The 14,845-nt window shown below is 39.6% G+C and carries 13 protein-coding genes; 6 read left to right on the forward strand and 7 right to left on the reverse strand.

Going from position 1 to position 14,845, the window contains the following annotated elements:
* Positions 1-203 precede the first annotated feature (203 nt).
* The 7 genes from ACKTS5_RS13580 to recR all read right to left on the reverse strand — a co-directional run bounded on the left by ACKTS5_RS13580 (position 204) and on the right by recR (position 6,742).
* Positions 204-1,061, reverse strand: a complete 858-nt coding sequence (locus ACKTS5_RS13580; RefSeq protein ID WP_408044423.1) for a hypothetical protein — start codon at positions 1,059-1,061, stop codon at positions 204-206.
* 119 nt (positions 1,062-1,180) lie between these two features.
* Positions 1,181-2,086, reverse strand: a complete 906-nt coding sequence (bla, locus tag ACKTS5_RS13585) for a class A beta-lactamase (protein WP_408044424.1) — start codon at positions 2,084-2,086, stop codon at positions 1,181-1,183.
* A gap of 95 nt (positions 2,087-2,181) precedes the next feature.
* Positions 2,182-2,691: a DUF6193 family natural product biosynthesis protein gene (locus ACKTS5_RS13590; protein WP_408044425.1), complete on the reverse strand. Its 510-nt coding sequence runs from the start codon at positions 2,689-2,691 to the stop codon at positions 2,182-2,184.
* A 334-nt stretch (positions 2,692-3,025) separates the two neighbouring features.
* Complete coding sequence (locus tag ACKTS5_RS13595) at positions 3,026-3,478, reverse strand: hypothetical protein (protein ID WP_408044426.1); 453 nt, start codon at positions 3,476-3,478, stop codon at positions 3,026-3,028.
* 176 nt (positions 3,479-3,654) lie between these two features.
* The gene (locus tag ACKTS5_RS13600) at positions 3,655-4,344 is read right to left on the reverse strand and encodes a hypothetical protein (RefSeq protein WP_408044427.1); all 690 of its coding nucleotides are present in this window, start codon (positions 4,342-4,344) and stop codon (positions 3,655-3,657) included.
* A 284-nt stretch (positions 4,345-4,628) separates the two neighbouring features.
* A complete protein-coding gene (locus ACKTS5_RS13605) occupies positions 4,629-5,546 on the reverse strand; it encodes a PhzF family phenazine biosynthesis protein (RefSeq protein ID WP_408044428.1) in 918 nt (305 codons plus the stop codon).
* Between the two features lie 575 nt (positions 5,547-6,121).
* On the reverse strand, positions 6,122-6,742 hold the full coding sequence (recR, locus tag ACKTS5_RS13610) for a recombination mediator RecR (RefSeq protein ID WP_408044429.1): 621 nt from the start codon (positions 6,740-6,742) through the stop codon (positions 6,122-6,124).
* A gap of 130 nt (positions 6,743-6,872) precedes the next feature.
* On the opposite strand from recR, the gene ACKTS5_RS13615 reads away from it, so the two are divergent.
* The 6 genes from ACKTS5_RS13615 to trmD all read left to right on the forward strand — a co-directional run bounded on the left by ACKTS5_RS13615 (position 6,873) and on the right by trmD (position 14,839).
* Positions 6,873-8,333: an aminoacyl-histidine dipeptidase gene (locus tag ACKTS5_RS13615; RefSeq protein WP_408044430.1), complete on the forward strand. Its 1,461-nt coding sequence runs from the start codon at positions 6,873-6,875 to the stop codon at positions 8,331-8,333.
* 100 nt (positions 8,334-8,433) lie between these two features.
* Complete coding sequence (locus ACKTS5_RS13620; RefSeq protein WP_456243505.1) at positions 8,434-9,021, forward strand: acyl carrier protein phosphodiesterase; 588 nt, start codon at positions 8,434-8,436, stop codon at positions 9,019-9,021.
* Positions 9,022-9,127: 106 nt separating this feature from the next.
* Positions 9,128-11,755 (forward strand): TonB-dependent receptor, encoded by a 2,628-nt coding sequence (locus ACKTS5_RS13625; RefSeq protein ID WP_408044432.1) that lies wholly within the window; start codon positions 9,128-9,130, stop codon positions 11,753-11,755.
* Between the two features lie 121 nt (positions 11,756-11,876).
* Positions 11,877-13,556, forward strand: a complete 1,680-nt coding sequence (gene ggt / locus ACKTS5_RS13630; RefSeq protein WP_408044433.1) for a gamma-glutamyltransferase — start codon at positions 11,877-11,879, stop codon at positions 13,554-13,556.
* Between the two features lie 72 nt (positions 13,557-13,628).
* Positions 13,629-14,126, forward strand: coding sequence for a hypothetical protein (locus tag ACKTS5_RS13635; protein WP_408044434.1), 498 nt, complete (start codon positions 13,629-13,631; stop codon positions 14,124-14,126).
* 35 nt (positions 14,127-14,161) lie between these two features.
* Positions 14,162-14,839 carry a tRNA (guanosine(37)-N1)-methyltransferase TrmD gene (gene trmD / locus ACKTS5_RS13640; protein WP_408044435.1) on the forward strand — a complete coding sequence of 226 codons (678 nt, stop codon included), beginning with the start codon at positions 14,162-14,164 and terminating at the stop codon, positions 14,837-14,839.
* Positions 14,840-14,845: the final 6 nt, after the last annotated feature.

Genomic DNA, 14,845 nt, shown 5'->3' on the forward strand with positions numbered 1-14,845 from the left:
TTGAAACTTTAGACAAGCTCAACAACATATACGATTTGTAGATTGTTTAGGCATAGCAATTTAGAAGCATCGCAAGATAGTATTATTTTTTTATAATCACTTCTGAAACCTTTTGACTTGAATTTGAACACAAATCGAATCCGTTTCATTTACAAATTAAGATCTTTTACGAAAAATACCACAACTTATGACGGTAATCAGTGTCAATGCCTCAATAATTTGTAAAACACCTTACCCAATGGTGCTTTTTGCTCAGCTGCTCCCACATCTCCATTGGAACTATTCGTTCTAGGATAGGTTTTGTACAAGTATATCGTTTTTTCATCGATTTTCTTAAACACAAACACAGCACAATGAGGATTGACATCTTTGAATTCTTCAGCTATCAATACAACTTCGTCAATGATCTCTGGACCACAATAGATATCTGTTGAATAGTATATGCTTTTGTTTTTTAACTTCGAATATCCTTCCATACGCCCATCAGGGTGAATTGTAAATTTTGGACAAATTGTAGTATCCGTACTGTCTTTGAGCGTAAAATCACCCGTTAGTAAACTTTTTCTCATGTAATAATACAAGGGATTCGGGAACTGATATTCCTTTTCAAATTTCTCAGCAATTCGAACGTACGAAATTCGCTCTACAGCAACATCGCTATTTCCTCCTCGCTGCAATACAACAGCGTTCTCTTTAAGTATTAATTTGGTTGGAGACCAACGACCAAAATAAGGCCCCTGGTAAACATTAAACGCATTATTTTTATCTTGCTCTTTTAATTGGATACTAAAAAAACCTTGTTCATACAACGTATCCTTTCCTTGAACTACGTACTGTGATACCTCAGCTCGTAACAGGTGATCGTGCAGCATGGCCAGCCCCACCGATAATTTACCATTCGTTTCTTCTGACATATTAATCCGCAAACCTACGGGCCCCGTGGGAGCAAAAGCCTTTTTGGAGGCCAGCGCATTTTTTGTTTTCTCAAAAGACTCGTAATACGGTTTAGCAATCCAAATCCCCTGATAATCCTCTATGCGTTCTTTTTGTTGTGCAAACATTATACTGGATATTAAAAAAGCCAGTACTATCTGAATCTTCATTAGTACAGTTGAGCAATTTCTCATAGGTGTAGTTCAAACGGGTACTCTCCTAACAATAATCTTTGTGCTGAGTATCCTTATTGTTTTTTTAAATAATCATAGGTCAACTTTGCTATGCTAGCAATTATTTTCTCATTGGTGGTATCACTTTCTTTTGAGTTACTCACAAAAACGCTGATATAGGCATAAGAAGATGCTGAAAAAAACAATACGCCAATGTCATTTACAGCACCGGTAAGGCCTGCGGCATTTTTTCCTGAATGTCCCGTTTTATGAGCAAGTACCACCTGTTTCGGAAGCATTCCGCGGAGGCTAGTCTTCCCTGTATCGGTTGCTTTCATAGTCCGCCATAAAAAGCCATGACTCTCTTTACTCAGTAGGTGTTTTTTATTTTCAAAAAAGAGGGCTAACAATCGATTGGCTGCACTGGCGGTTGTCCAATTTTCAAACTGCCGCTGCCAGTTGGCTTGCATATCCTTTTCTGTATGCAGTATCGCTACCTCCTTAATTCCGAGTTGATGTATATAGGTTTGTACCGCCTTCGGACCACCCACAAGCTCAAAAAGTATATCGCACGCTAGATTATCGCTCTGCGCAACTGCATAGCTCAGAACTTCCGCTAAGGTCAGTGTAGTCCCTTGGAGATACTTCCTACATAGCGGACTGTATAAATGGCGGTAGTCTTTGACTTTGGCTTCTGATATGTTGATGCGTTTCTGTAAACTCAGTACACCTAAATCTACTTGATGTAATACTGCCAAGGCCACGTGAAACTTGTATACACTCTGCATAGGAACCCGAAGCTTGCTATGAATCATCAACGTATCCTTGGAGGGTAGTATCTGAATCGCTACCCCCACCGTAGCCGATTTATTGTGAAGCACTTGAACTATTTGCTCTCTCAGCTCTTCCATAGTTTGCCCATAAGAGCTTCCTCCCATAAGCAAACTCAACCAACACCAAAAAAAATATCGTTTACGCATCTGTTATGCTCTTTTTAACATTCATTATAAACCCTTTACGTATAACACCTCAACTTCCAAAAGTATTCCCTTTCACATAGCTCAACTACTTATTGCTACTGCAAGTCAGTCTGCTTCCAAAATCCTTTCGTTGCGGGTTGAATATCAGCAGGAATATAGGTTTTAATCATCGCTATCGCCTCTTTAGCAGTTCCTTTTCCTAACACATTCATTTCAGTATCGGCCACTACGTACTGGACATCCACCTGAGTGGTTGTCCCTACTTGACGTTCCTGCGTTTCAATATCGAAAAAATTCACCGCTGGGGTTACCGTAGGGAGATTTTGAGAATCGTAAGGATACCCCGTACAGCGACTCAACAACAACGTGTACAAGCTCATATACGGAAACAAGGTCTGCAACACTTCATCATCTGCAGCGAGTGCTATCAACGCTCCTAAGGGTTCGTTCTGTTCACTTTGCAATAAGCGATTCCAGGAAAATTCAATTTCTTTATTTTCATCAAAGGCTTCTGCAATAGCGGTAGGGTTAATTCCTTGAAACTTATTCGAAAAAACCGTACTCGTAACATCGCATGTCAACCAATCTGTAATGGCATCCACCATATCCAGCCAATGAGAACTCCTGCCTTCAGCTAACAGTATTCCCTGATTCCAAAAGTCAACTATAAATAGTTTTTCATCTCTTGCTAAACCGATTCCTACCTGCTTTTCGGCCTAAACCACACAAGCTCTCTCCGTGCCGTACTCTTCGATTTGGAATGCGTTGACCACTTCTAAATCAAGTATTCTGTTGAGCAGTTCTTTTCGAAATGCCTATGAACATTCTCCAATACGAGCTATTTCTGGGTATAATGTAGCAAACTTTTCATTCATATGAATAACTGTGATTACTATTGGTATTAAAAAAACGTAGTTTCGATAACCCCAGACACCTACACTAGGGTTTAGCTACAAAAATACTATTGCCTGCGTACTCCGTTTGATCTCCATCAATTACAGTAGCGCTTTTCTCGTGATACAACACTAGCTGGTCCGATTCTATAGCACGGATGGTAAAGGTTGTATTAAAACTGGGGCGTTCTCCAAAATCTAATTTTAATTGATTATTTACCAATTCCCATTTAATACTATAGCCGTAATAGCCATCAAAAAAATCGGCAGTATAATCTTTAGAAAAATTATAGCTAACCTTGTTTTTATACTGCGAAATTATCTGATCTTGAATTTTACTATCACTGTGATTTCCGGGGTTACTCGTTACTTTTAGTAATTGATAGCTATCAAAAACCCATCGCTTTGATGTTAACAGTTCGAAACTCCTCAATTCATCATCTGAAGAACAGTTAATAAATGAACAAATGACGAGTAAATACAGGAAATATTTTTTCATGAATAGCAAATTTTATTAGACTTCAAAGATGAGAAAACTCTGCTGAAAATAAAATTATTACTTCCCTTCTTTTGAAGGTATATTTTCCTCCTTCTTCCCCGTCTAAGCTAGCGCTCCAAAAGCGAGGACTGACAAACATGGTACAGTCAATTAAGAAGCGTCAAACGATTTGTAATCTAAATTTGATTATCCAGCCAGGGTGCTGACCAATGTAAACCAAAAATCTTAACAAATTTTTCGAAGTCCGATTTACTGTTGGCTCCGTAACGTAGCTCTAAATACGAATTCCCCATAAAGTTGTTTTGAAAACCTACTAATAATAAATCGTTTTCTACTGACTGACATCCTAGCATTTGAAAGGGATGTCGAGAAGCTAAATTTTTCATTGGTGCTATTTCACACTCATAAACCACTCTTAGTGTCCCAGCAGTGATGGCAGCATCAAGAGCTTCTTTGGTACAATATCCTTGTGCAAAATAAGGCTGATTAAAACAGCTTGTCACTAAAACCTCATTCGACAAAAAATCATCAACAGTGAAAGGGACTCTCTTCCATTCCTCATCAAACGGCCGGTACCATAGGTCCTGTTCTCCTTTCAACTGTATGGCCCAAGTATCTCCCGTTTGTATGTTACAATAAAACTCTAAATCACCGCGTTCATTTACGCTAAGATCACTAAACACATCACTAAACAATACTGAATTGATTCCTAAAGTTGCATAAAAATCAACAACTATTTTCGGGAACTCAATTCCTAAGGTCCTGCCAAGTGTTCTAAATTCCGACGCTACCCTCTCCTTACTCAAGGCTGGCACCTTGTTTATAGTACAAACTAACGCTAATAATTCTTCTGTTGTTCTATTCATAACATCACTATGCCTTAACATCACCCAAGCTGCAACAACGATTAGAAAATTTTGATAATTCCAATGCTGAACACCGGAAAGAGTTCCTAAACGTTGTTCCTTTAAAACGGACTAATTACCAAGCTAATTCACTTAGCACTAGTATCGCTTCTCTATTCCCCTTCGTTATTTAGTTTACTCATAAAAACTAACCTTCTCTCTTTCGCTTCTGCTGTTTATAAGATTGCAGTAACAATCAAATGCGAATCTAAGAATTTTCTTATCCTATAAGTAGGAGTTCGTTATTATAATTTCCAATGTCCTGAACTTACCTCAACGACCTTTCCCCCAATTTTTATCTCGTATTCATCCTCCGATCGTGTCCCTTCCAAATAGATATGCGACTTCCTATTCAACTGAAACCCCTGTTCCACCACAGCCGAAATTTGTAAAGCTTCGTATTTGAGGAGATAGGCTAAAAAGCAACCGTTAGCACTTCCTGTTGCCGCGTCTTCAACAAGTACTTCATTTTCTACACAAAACATTCTGGTATTGTAACTAGTTCCTTGCTCAAAGGTTTGGTCAGTTGCAAAGAATAAGGAAGTTGTCAGCCCTGTGTTACTATTGGTTTTATACTTTTTATGCTGCTTTAAAAACGCAATCACCTTTTGAGCATTGAGCTGCAATGCATTCATTTTCACTAGATTTACAATGGGTATCACGATATAGGGCAACCCTGTCGTTATCTCTTCTACAGGCTGCTGCATATCCAAATAATCTATTGGAATCCCTAATCCTTCAGCAACTTCCTCGTGCGTAAAGGTATTTATAAACTCAGGCGCTGCTTGTTGCATGACAAACAAACTATTGGTAATCGTGTTATCTGTCGATGTTAACTCAATTGGGATTTCGCCGTGTTTTACACGTAAAGTCATACGCGAACCAACCGTTGGTACCAGATACTTCGCAATAACAAATGCTGTCCCCAATGACGGATGTCCGGCAAAAGGCACCTCGTATTCTGGGGTAAAAATTCGAATGTCAAACACTTTGTTATCACGATTCTTTTTAATAAAAGTTATTTCGGGAAAGTTCAACTCTTTCGCTATTTGTAGCATTTCTGTGTCCGAAACTCGATTTTCATAATCTACAAATACGGCCAGTTGGTTCCCTCCGTATTTTTGTGAGGTAAAGACATCCACTAAATAATAGGCTATTTCCATTGTATGCTAGCTAAAAAACTGCCTTATTTCAACCATATACAGCAGTTCAATTAAAATTTTATGCTCTAAAAGTACGTTATTTTAGCAATAAATTATTGCTTCTGAACCCGACCTTTAAAAGAGCCTCATCTCCATTTGAATAATACAGTGCTTACACTTGTACTATCACTACCTTCTCACAACTTCCAATATCCGCTACCAGAACGAGTAGACAAATATGTAAAGAAAGCCCTCTACTAGGCAATCAACATCGACAAATTGTTTTTTAACGCTTATCCCCTACAAATATCAGGGTTTTCCCTAGGCAGCAAATAGTAAAACTGAGTATTGCTCCCCTGACATGAACAATGTATTTTTACCAAAGTCAAGGAGACGTCCTTAGACTTTCTTTTTCATAGCAATTTTCCCGTTCTTAGGAACGGGTTTTTTATTTTCGATTTCGAAATTAAGCGTAAAAAAGTTACTCTTAACTCAGTCTTTATCGGTTTTAAGTAGGTTCAAAAAGAATAAAGTCCTAATTAAAATAATGAACTCATCTACTTTGAAATAAGAGATTCGTTTTACTCAAAAAACGACTACCCTCTATTTAAGGAATTCTCAAAAGGTATGCGGTTCAAGATACTTCGTCCAAGGGTTACCTCATCTGCGAATTCCAACTCGTCCCCTACTGAAATTCCTCGAGCAATCGTCGATGTGATAATCTCATAGGGAGCTACCTGTTTGTAAATATAGAAATTGGTAGTATCACCTTCCATGGTTGAACTCAACGCAAAAATCAATTCTTTGACCTCGCCATTCTTGACTTTTTCTACCAGAGATTCTATCTGTAAGTTCTGAGGCCCAATTCCTTCCATAGGAGAAATTTTACCCCCCAATACGTGATAAACACCTCTAAACTGTGCTGTATTTTCGATAGCCATTACATCTCGAATATCTTCGACTACACAAATAACTTCTGCATTTCTGTTAGGATTCGCACAGATATCACAAAGCACCGTATCGGAAATATTGTGGCATTTACGGCAGGTTTTCACTTCGTTTCTCAAAACGCTTAAGGCTTCGGTTAAATACTTCGTATGCTCTTGGGGTTGCTTTAACAAATGTAACACCAACCGCAATGCCGTGCGTTTCCCTATCCCCGGCAACCTACTCACTTCATTCACCGCGTTTTCTAAAAGTTTTGAAGAAAAATCCATGCTGCAAAATTACAACTTTACACCGTAATTAGGGCTATGCTTTTTGGGGTTTCCGGATTATTTTTTTCAGCAAACTTTGACGATTTTGACTACCTTTGGTATTCGAAAAATTAAAACGAACAGATTCACAATGAATTCAGAAATACGCAACCTAGAACCTCAGGCAGTATGGAAACACTTTGCCGATTTAAATGCCGTTCCTCGTCCTTCAAAAAAAGAAGAACGCGTGATTCAATTTATGGTCGACTTTGGGAAGTCACTCAACCTACCTACCCAAGTAGATAAGGTAGGAAACGTTATCATCCGCAAACCGGCTACTGCAGGTATGGAAGACCGTAAAATTGTAGTGATGCAAAGTCACCTCGACATGGTTCATCAAAAAAATGCCGATACGGAATTTGATTTTGACGCCGAAGGAATTAAAATGTTCATCGATGGAGATTGGGTAAAAGCTGACGGAACTACCTTAGGTGCCGACAACGGCCTAGGAGTTGCTGCCATTATGGGAGTACTCGCGTCTACTGATATTCCGCACCCTGCTATTGAAGCCTTGTTTACCATTGATGAAGAAACTGGAATGACGGGAGCTATGGGACTTGAAGGTGGATTGTTAGAAGGAGATATTTTATTAAACCTCGACACCGAAGAAGATGATGAAATCGGTATGGGATGTGCAGGAGGTGTTGATGTAACCGCAACGAGAACCTATCAAGAAGAGGAGACTCCAGATAACACGACGGCTTTTGAAATCGCTATCACAGGACTCAACGGAGGACATTCGGGAATGGATATTCATAAAGGACTTGGGAATGCCAACAAAATTATGAATCGTTTATTGTTTGATGGATTTACCAATTACGGACTTCGCATTTCAGAAATCAACGGAGGAAGTTTGCGCAATGCCATTCCTCGTGAGAGTTTTGCTACTGTAGTTATCGACACCGTTTCAAAAGAGCCATTTTTATTTGAATTAAACGAACAAATTAACGCTATCAAAGCGGAGTTTGTTAGTTTAGAACCAGAACTCAATATTGACCTCAAAGAAGTAAGTACTCCTGAAAAGGTCATGGAATTAGGAGTTCAAGAAGGACTTATCAAGGCTGTTTATACGGCACTTAATGGTGTATACAGAATGAGTCCGGATATCGAAGGGCTTGTTGAAACTTCAAACAACATCGCTCGTATCATCGTAAAGGAAGGCGCTATCAAAATTGGCTGTCTTACGCGTTCTTCGTCAGAAACCAATAAATGGGACTTAGCGAATTCGTTACGCTCAGCTTTTGAGCTCGCTGGTTTTGACGTGGAATTTTCAGGATCTTACCCTGGATGGCTACCGAATATCAATAGTGAAATATTAAAAATTGTCACTGACTTATACGAAGAATTACACGAAGAAAAACCACATGTTGCTGCTTGTCATGCTGGATTGGAGTGTGGAATCTTAGGGCAAAACTATCCGAATATGGACATGGTTTCATTCGGACCTAATATTCGTGGAGCACATTCACCAGACGAACGCGCACAGATTTCGTCAACACAAAAATTCTGGAAGTTTTTATTGGAGATCCTAAAAAATACTCCAAAAAAATAAATATACAGCCCGGAGAACACACTCCGGGCTTTCTTTTCTATTCAATTTTGTAAACGCAAAGTAGTATTCATTTCTTGATTTTTTTAGTTACATTTACGAAATGAATTTTCTTGCTCACCTTTACCTTTCTGCTGACAATACTGAAATTATGATTGGAAATTTCATTGCCGATCACATTAAAGGTTCTAAATTCACACAGTACACTCCAGATATTCAGCGCGGCATACGGTTACATCGAGCTATCGACTCCTTTACGGACACTCACGATATTGTAAGGCAGAGCAAACGCCGATTAGACAAGCGCTACGGTCATTACAGCGGGGTTATTATCGACATCTTTTACGATCACTTTTTAGCCATTAATTGGCGTCAATACTCGGAGATTCCCTTGGAAACCTACGTACAATCTGTATACCGTTTATTAAACCAACACCTTGATATATTGCCAGTGAAAACACAGGAGATGCTCCCGTACATGATTAAATACAACTGGTTATACAACTATCAATTTGCGAAAGGAATCCAAGAAGTCCTCAATGGAATGAACCGCAGAACTCAGGGAAAATCAAAGATGAATTTGGCTTCTCAAGACCTCCTAGAACACTACGATGACTTTAATAAAGATTTCAAATTATTTTTCGAGCACCTACGAGAACACAGTATAAAAACACTTGAGGAACTTCGTTAACACGACAGTAAAACCGTCATTTTTTACTTAACTCTTACCGTCCATTACATGCAATATGTTCAAGCTATAACCTATTGCTAAGTTAGCTCTCACAAATTCATCGCTTATGAGAACTATCATTACTACTTTCTATACACTCCTCTTAATGTGTTACGCCATTCATGCTCAAACGATCAAAGGAACGGTAAAAGACGCTACTGGAGTCCCAGTTATCAATGCCTCGGTACTTCAAAAAGGAACCAGCATAGGTACGGCTACCGATTTTGATGGTTTATTTGTTTTGGAGGTAAAAAAACTGCCAACCGTCTTACAGATTTCCGCTGTCGGATTCAAGACCCAAGAAATCACTGTAACCAATAGCACCCCAATTCAAGTTACTTTAAAAGAAGGAATTTTATTAGATCAGGTAATCATTACAGGAAACCGTTCTAAACCGCGTACAGTATTGGATTCACCAGTACCTATCGACAATATTCAAGCCGGAGAACTCGTCAATACTGGGAAAACGACTTTTGATAGAATGTTGGTATTCAAAGTCCCCTCCTTTAACGCGCAAAACCAAGCTATTTCAGATGCCACTGCTCATTACGATCCCGCTGACTTAAGAGGGTTAGGCCCCAGTAGAACGCTGGTCTTAATCAATGGGAAGAGAAAAAACCAAAGTGCACAAGTATACCTAAACCGAACTCCAGGAAAAGGAGAAGTCGGAGTTGACTTAAAGAGTATTCCAACGGCAGCGATTGAACGAATTGAAGTATTGCGAGACGGAGCCTCTGCGCAATACGGTTCGGATGCCATTGCAGGAGTCCTAAATATTATCTTAAAGAAGAAAACTAAATATACCGAATTGAACGCCACTTCGGGAATCACTTCAAAGAATGATGGTTTTAACTTTTCATCCGACTTGAACACTTCCATTCCTCTGAGTGAAAACGGCTATGCCAATATTTCACTGGGGTATTTTAAACAGCAAATTACAAACAGAGCCGGGATTGTCAATGCGGACTCAGAAGGTGCTAAAAGACCCTATGAAAAAGAGTGGCTCAGCAAACACCCCAGTGCAAATATGACTGTCGGACAACCCGAGATGCAAAAAAAAGATTTCTATGTCAATCTCGAACAAGACTTAGCAGACGAAACAACATTTTACGGTTTTGGAGGCTATACAACACGTGCCGGTAAAAGTTTTGCTTACTACAGAGCTCCCTATTGGCGAAGAGATGTTGCAGACGCTTTATTTATAAGACCTCGTGTTGAAGATTACATAGGGTATCAACCTACCTTTGAAGTGGCCATTGAAGACTTTTCTAGTACTTTTGGGGTAAAAACCCACTTCCTGGATGACAAATGGTTAGCAGACTTAAGCTTCGGTTACGGCTCCAATGAAGTGCGTTATTTCGTCAACAACTCCGTCAATCGGGATTACCTTAAAGACCATGGATACTCTCCCAGGAGTTTCGCTCCCGGAGGATACAGTTTTAATAATCTCATTACCAATATAGATTTTTCAGGTCCTCTCAGTCCAAAAGTAAGTGCTGCCGTTGGTTTGGAATTCAAAAAAGAACGATTTAAAGGCTTTGAAGGAGATGCACTTTCCTATTACAAAGGAGGTTCCGACTCCTTTGCCGGACTGCGCCCTGAAGAAGCGGGGAAATGGTCGCGTCACAATACAGGACTTTACGCACAGTTAGATTATGACCTTTCCGACGAATTCATGATGGGACTCGCGGGTAGGTATGAAAATTTCTCAGATACAGGCTCTAACTTTTCTTGGAAATTCAATACCCGTTATAAAATAGCAAAGTCTGGAGCCATTAGAGCATCCTATAGCACCGGATTTCGAGCTCCCTCACTGCATCAACGCCACATTACGCTAAGTCAGTACATTATCGTAAAAGATGCTGCTCCCACACTGCAAGGAACTCTGGCCAACGATAATCCTATCGTAAAATCACTGGGGGTCCCTAGCTTAAAGCACGAACTTTCTAAAAACCTGTCGACTGGAATAACCTATAAATTTAATCCAAAATTTTCAGCTTCTGTTGATTTTTACCAAATCAGAATAAAAAATAGAATTTTATTTTCGTCACAGATATCTTTTGACGACGATAACACCACTACCAATGAAATAGAACAAATTCTGCTAGACAACAATGTGAAAGGTGTTCAGTTCTTTATCAATGCGGGAAACACCAAAACTACTGGTACAGACATCGTATTAAACTACGATAAAATTCCTCTGGGAACAGGAAAACTATCCGCAAATCTCGCTATGAACTTTAACAAGACTCAGATGACATCTATCGATTCTCCTGCCATATTTAAAAATAATGGCTACACTATTTACGACCGAAGAGAGCAAGGGTTGATTCTGCATTCAAGACCTAAATCTAAGTTCATTCTCAGTCTGAAATACGACCTTCAACGTTGGACCTTTACCCTAAACAATACGCGTTTTGGTGAAGTTACCATCATGTCTAATAGAGATCATCAAAATCCAAAATTCGACCAAACTTTGAGCGCTAAAATTGCAACAGACATGGGCTTGAGTTGTCAACTGAATAAAAACTTCAAAATTCACGGAGTCATCAACAACATTTTCAACGTCTACCCTGATCGTACCAATGTCAATACAGGAACTACCGGAAATGGTCGTTTTGCCTATGCAAATTCCGTGCAACAACTCGGTCAATTAGGAACGAATTTCTCCGTTGGATTGAATCTTAAATTCTGATCTGATTGAGAAGTTCACTCATTCGCAATGTTATCTACATAGAATGTTGTAATTTGGCATAAAATAGTAGGTCGTTTCACAGCCTACTATTTTATTTTTTATTCTTTATACGCAAAGCTTCATGAAAAAAATAGTATGTATTGCACTGAGCTTAGCCTTTTGTGCTTGTCAAACCAGAACAAAAAAAACAGGACTTATCGCCGATAATGCTATGGTCGTTTCTGCACGATCAGAAGCTTCAGAAATAGGAATCTCCATCTTAAAAAAAGGAGGTAACGCCTTTGATGCTATGGTAGCTACGGAACTGGCTCTAGCAGTATCTTACCCGTATGCTGGTAATATTGGTGGTGGTGGTTTTATGGTCTACCGCATGAACAACGGTGACATCGGTGCTCTAGATTATCGAGAAAAAGCACCCCTAGCCGCCCATAGAGATATGTACTTAGACAGCCTAGGCAACGTCATCCCAAACAAAAGTACTCTTGGAGCAACAGCTGTTGGTGTTCCTGGTACCATTGCAGGTGTTTTTGAAGCTCACAGAAAATTTGGAACTTTACCAATCGAAGATATCCTAACTCCTGTTATTAATTTGGCAAACAAAGGCGTTGTCGTGACTGAAAAACAATACAAACGCCTCAACAAACACCGTCCAAACTTTTTTAAAGCCAACACTGATACCATACTGCTTGCCAAACATTGGCAAATTGGTGACACCATCCAATACAAAGCGCTGGCCAATACACTGACTCGCATCAAAAAGCATGGACGCGATGAATTTTACAAAGGTGAAACAGCACAAAAGCTGGTGGATTTTCTTCAAAAAATGGGAGGCTATATCACCTTGGAAGACTTAGAAAAATACCAGGCTAAATGGAGAACACCAGTGAGTATTTCCTACGACGATTTGACTGTTGTTTCAATGGCTCCTCCTTCAAGTGGAGGAATTTGCCTAGGCCAAATACTGAAAAGTATTGCTCCCTATAACATTTCACAATACGGACATAACTCAATAAAGAGCATTCAATTAATCACCGAAGCAGAACGCAGAGCCTATGCGGATAGAAGCTTTTATTTAGGTGACCCCGATTTTGTAACGGTACCTACTTCCAAACTCCTCAACGATACATACATCGAGGAACGAATGAAGAATTTCTCTTTTGATAAGGCGACAAAATCAAGTGAAGTTGGCCACGGAAATATAGAAATTGTCGAAAGCGATGAAACAACGCACTACTCCATTGTCGACTCATTTGGAAATGCTGTTTCTGTCACCACTACCATAAATGGTGGTTATGGATCAAAGCTTTACACCAGTGAACTGGGCTTTTTCCTCAACAATGAAATGGATGATTTTAGCAGTAAACCCGGTGTACCCAATATGTTTGGACTTGTAGGTGCGAAAGCCAACGAAATCATGCCCGAAAAACGCATGTTGAGCTCTATGACCCCTACCATCATTGAAAAAAATGGCAAGCTTTGGATGGTTGTCGGAACTCCCGGCGGCTCTACAATTATCACCTCTGTACTACAAACCATACTCAACGTACACGAGTACAATATGAGCATGCAAGAAGCTGTAAACCAACCTCGATTTCACCACCAATGGCTACCAGATGTCATTCGTATGGAACCTGACGGTTTCGATGCCAATCTAAAAAAACAACTCACTGAAAAAGGCTATCACATCGATGAAAGTAATGCTCCTGTATTGGGCAAAGTAGACGCGATACTAGTGCTACCTAACGGAAAGTTAGAAGGAGGAGCTGATCATCGTGGTGACGATACTGCTAAAGGATTTTAAAAAAAGGCTTCGGCCTTTTTTTTATAGATAGGAATCCGCAACGAATCCGACTAAGTGACAAATTGGGTTATTATGAGATCACTTTTCTTCCTCCTTTACTTTTACTCTTTGGCTCTCCAAGCCCAAGAAATACAACTCCATACCTTAGACAGCATCCTAAACACAAAAACCGAAAAGGTTCAACGTATTCAAAACACCTGGCAATTTGAAATTGATCAAACGCTTTTGATATGCATCACGGATACCACTGCAAACAGAATGCGAATCATGTCGCCTATAGTCTCGATAAAACAAGTACTACCAGAACAAATAATTCATGCCATGACTGCCAATTTCCACACCGCACTTGACGTTCGATACGCCATTTCAGACGGTGTATTATGGTCCGTTTTTACACATCCCTGGCGTCCCTTAACGACTTCTCAATTTTCCGATGCCGTTGCTCAAGTACTACAGGCGAACAAAACTTTTGGGACGAGCTACTCGAGTACAACTATAGGTTTTCCTCCACCTAAAGTAAAAAAAGACACCACCAAACGCAAAGAAAGTAAACCTATCCTCAAAATATAATTTCTAGATACGCAGTGAAACCTTACTTTTGCAACATGCGAATTGATATTATTACTGTAGAACCCGATTTAATAAAAAGTCCTTTTGAAAATTCAATGATGAAAAGGGCGATAGAAAAAAACCTAGCCGAAGTACATTTCCACAATCTCCGTGAGTATGGTTTTGGCAACTACCGTCAAATAGACGATTACCAGTTTGGAGGTGGTGCAGGCATGGTACTGATGATAGAACCTATAGCTAAGTGTATAGAAAAACTAAAAGCCGAGCGTGAATACGATGAAGTTATTTATATGACTCCAGATGCTAAAACACTGAATCAAGCTACGGCAAATACCTTATCACTTAAAAAAAACATCATCATATTAACAGGGCATTACAAAGGCGTTGATCAACGCGTACGAGACCTGTTTGTCACTCGCGAAATTTCTATTGGCGATTACGTACTCACTGGTGGTGAACTCGCTGCTGCTGTGCTGTGTGATGCTGTCATTCGATTGTTACCTGGAGTTCTCGGTGATGAAACTTCTGCTCTTACAGACTCTTTTCAAGACAATTTATTAGCACCTCCTGTATATACGAGACCCGCGGACTACAACGGACTCAAAGTGCCAGAAATATTGCTTTCAGGGAATTTCCCAAAAATTGAAGAATGGAGAGCTGATCAGGCCTACAAACGAACAGAAATGATACGACCTGACCTATTAGAAGATTAATTTAAC

This window comes from Tenacibaculum litopenaei, assembly GCF_964514025.1.
GTDB classification, from domain to species: Bacteria; Bacteroidota; Bacteroidia; order Flavobacteriales; family Flavobacteriaceae; genus Polaribacter; species Polaribacter litopenaei.

What these genes read in the sequence shown, in the direction of transcription:
- ACKTS5_RS13580 (WP_408044423.1), bottom strand. Translation starts at nt 1,061, where the DNA reads ATGTTTGCACAACAAAAAGAACGCATAGAGGATTATCAGGGGATTTGG.
- bla (WP_408044424.1), bottom strand. Translation starts at nt 2,086, where the DNA reads ATGCGTAAACGATATTTTTTTTGGTGTTGGTTGAGTTTGCTTATGGGA.
- ACKTS5_RS13590 (WP_408044425.1), bottom strand. Translation starts at nt 2,691, where the DNA reads ATGGTGGATGCCATTACAGATTGGTTGACATGCGATGTTACGAGTACG.
- ACKTS5_RS13595 (WP_408044426.1), bottom strand. Translation starts at nt 3,478, where the DNA reads ATGAAAAAATATTTCCTGTATTTACTCGTCATTTGTTCATTTATTAAC.
- ACKTS5_RS13600 (WP_408044427.1), bottom strand. Translation starts at nt 4,344, where the DNA reads ATGAATAGAACAACAGAAGAATTATTAGCGTTAGTTTGTACTATAAAC.
- ACKTS5_RS13605 (WP_408044428.1), bottom strand. Translation starts at nt 5,546, where the DNA reads ATGGAAATAGCCTATTATTTAGTGGATGTCTTTACCTCACAAAAATAC.
- recR (WP_408044429.1), bottom strand. Translation starts at nt 6,742, where the DNA reads ATGGATTTTTCTTCAAAACTTTTAGAAAACGCGGTGAATGAAGTGAGT.
- ACKTS5_RS13615 (WP_408044430.1), top strand. Translation starts at nt 6,873, where the DNA reads ATGAATTCAGAAATACGCAACCTAGAACCTCAGGCAGTATGGAAACAC.
- ACKTS5_RS13620 (WP_456243505.1), top strand. Translation starts at nt 8,434, where the DNA reads ATGAATTTTCTTGCTCACCTTTACCTTTCTGCTGACAATACTGAAATT.
- ACKTS5_RS13625 (WP_408044432.1), top strand. Translation starts at nt 9,128, where the DNA reads ATGAGAACTATCATTACTACTTTCTATACACTCCTCTTAATGTGTTAC.
- ggt (WP_408044433.1), top strand. Translation starts at nt 11,877, where the DNA reads ATGAAAAAAATAGTATGTATTGCACTGAGCTTAGCCTTTTGTGCTTGT.
- ACKTS5_RS13635 (WP_408044434.1), top strand. Translation starts at nt 13,629, where the DNA reads ATGAGATCACTTTTCTTCCTCCTTTACTTTTACTCTTTGGCTCTCCAA.
- trmD (WP_408044435.1), top strand. Translation starts at nt 14,162, where the DNA reads ATGCGAATTGATATTATTACTGTAGAACCCGATTTAATAAAAAGTCCT.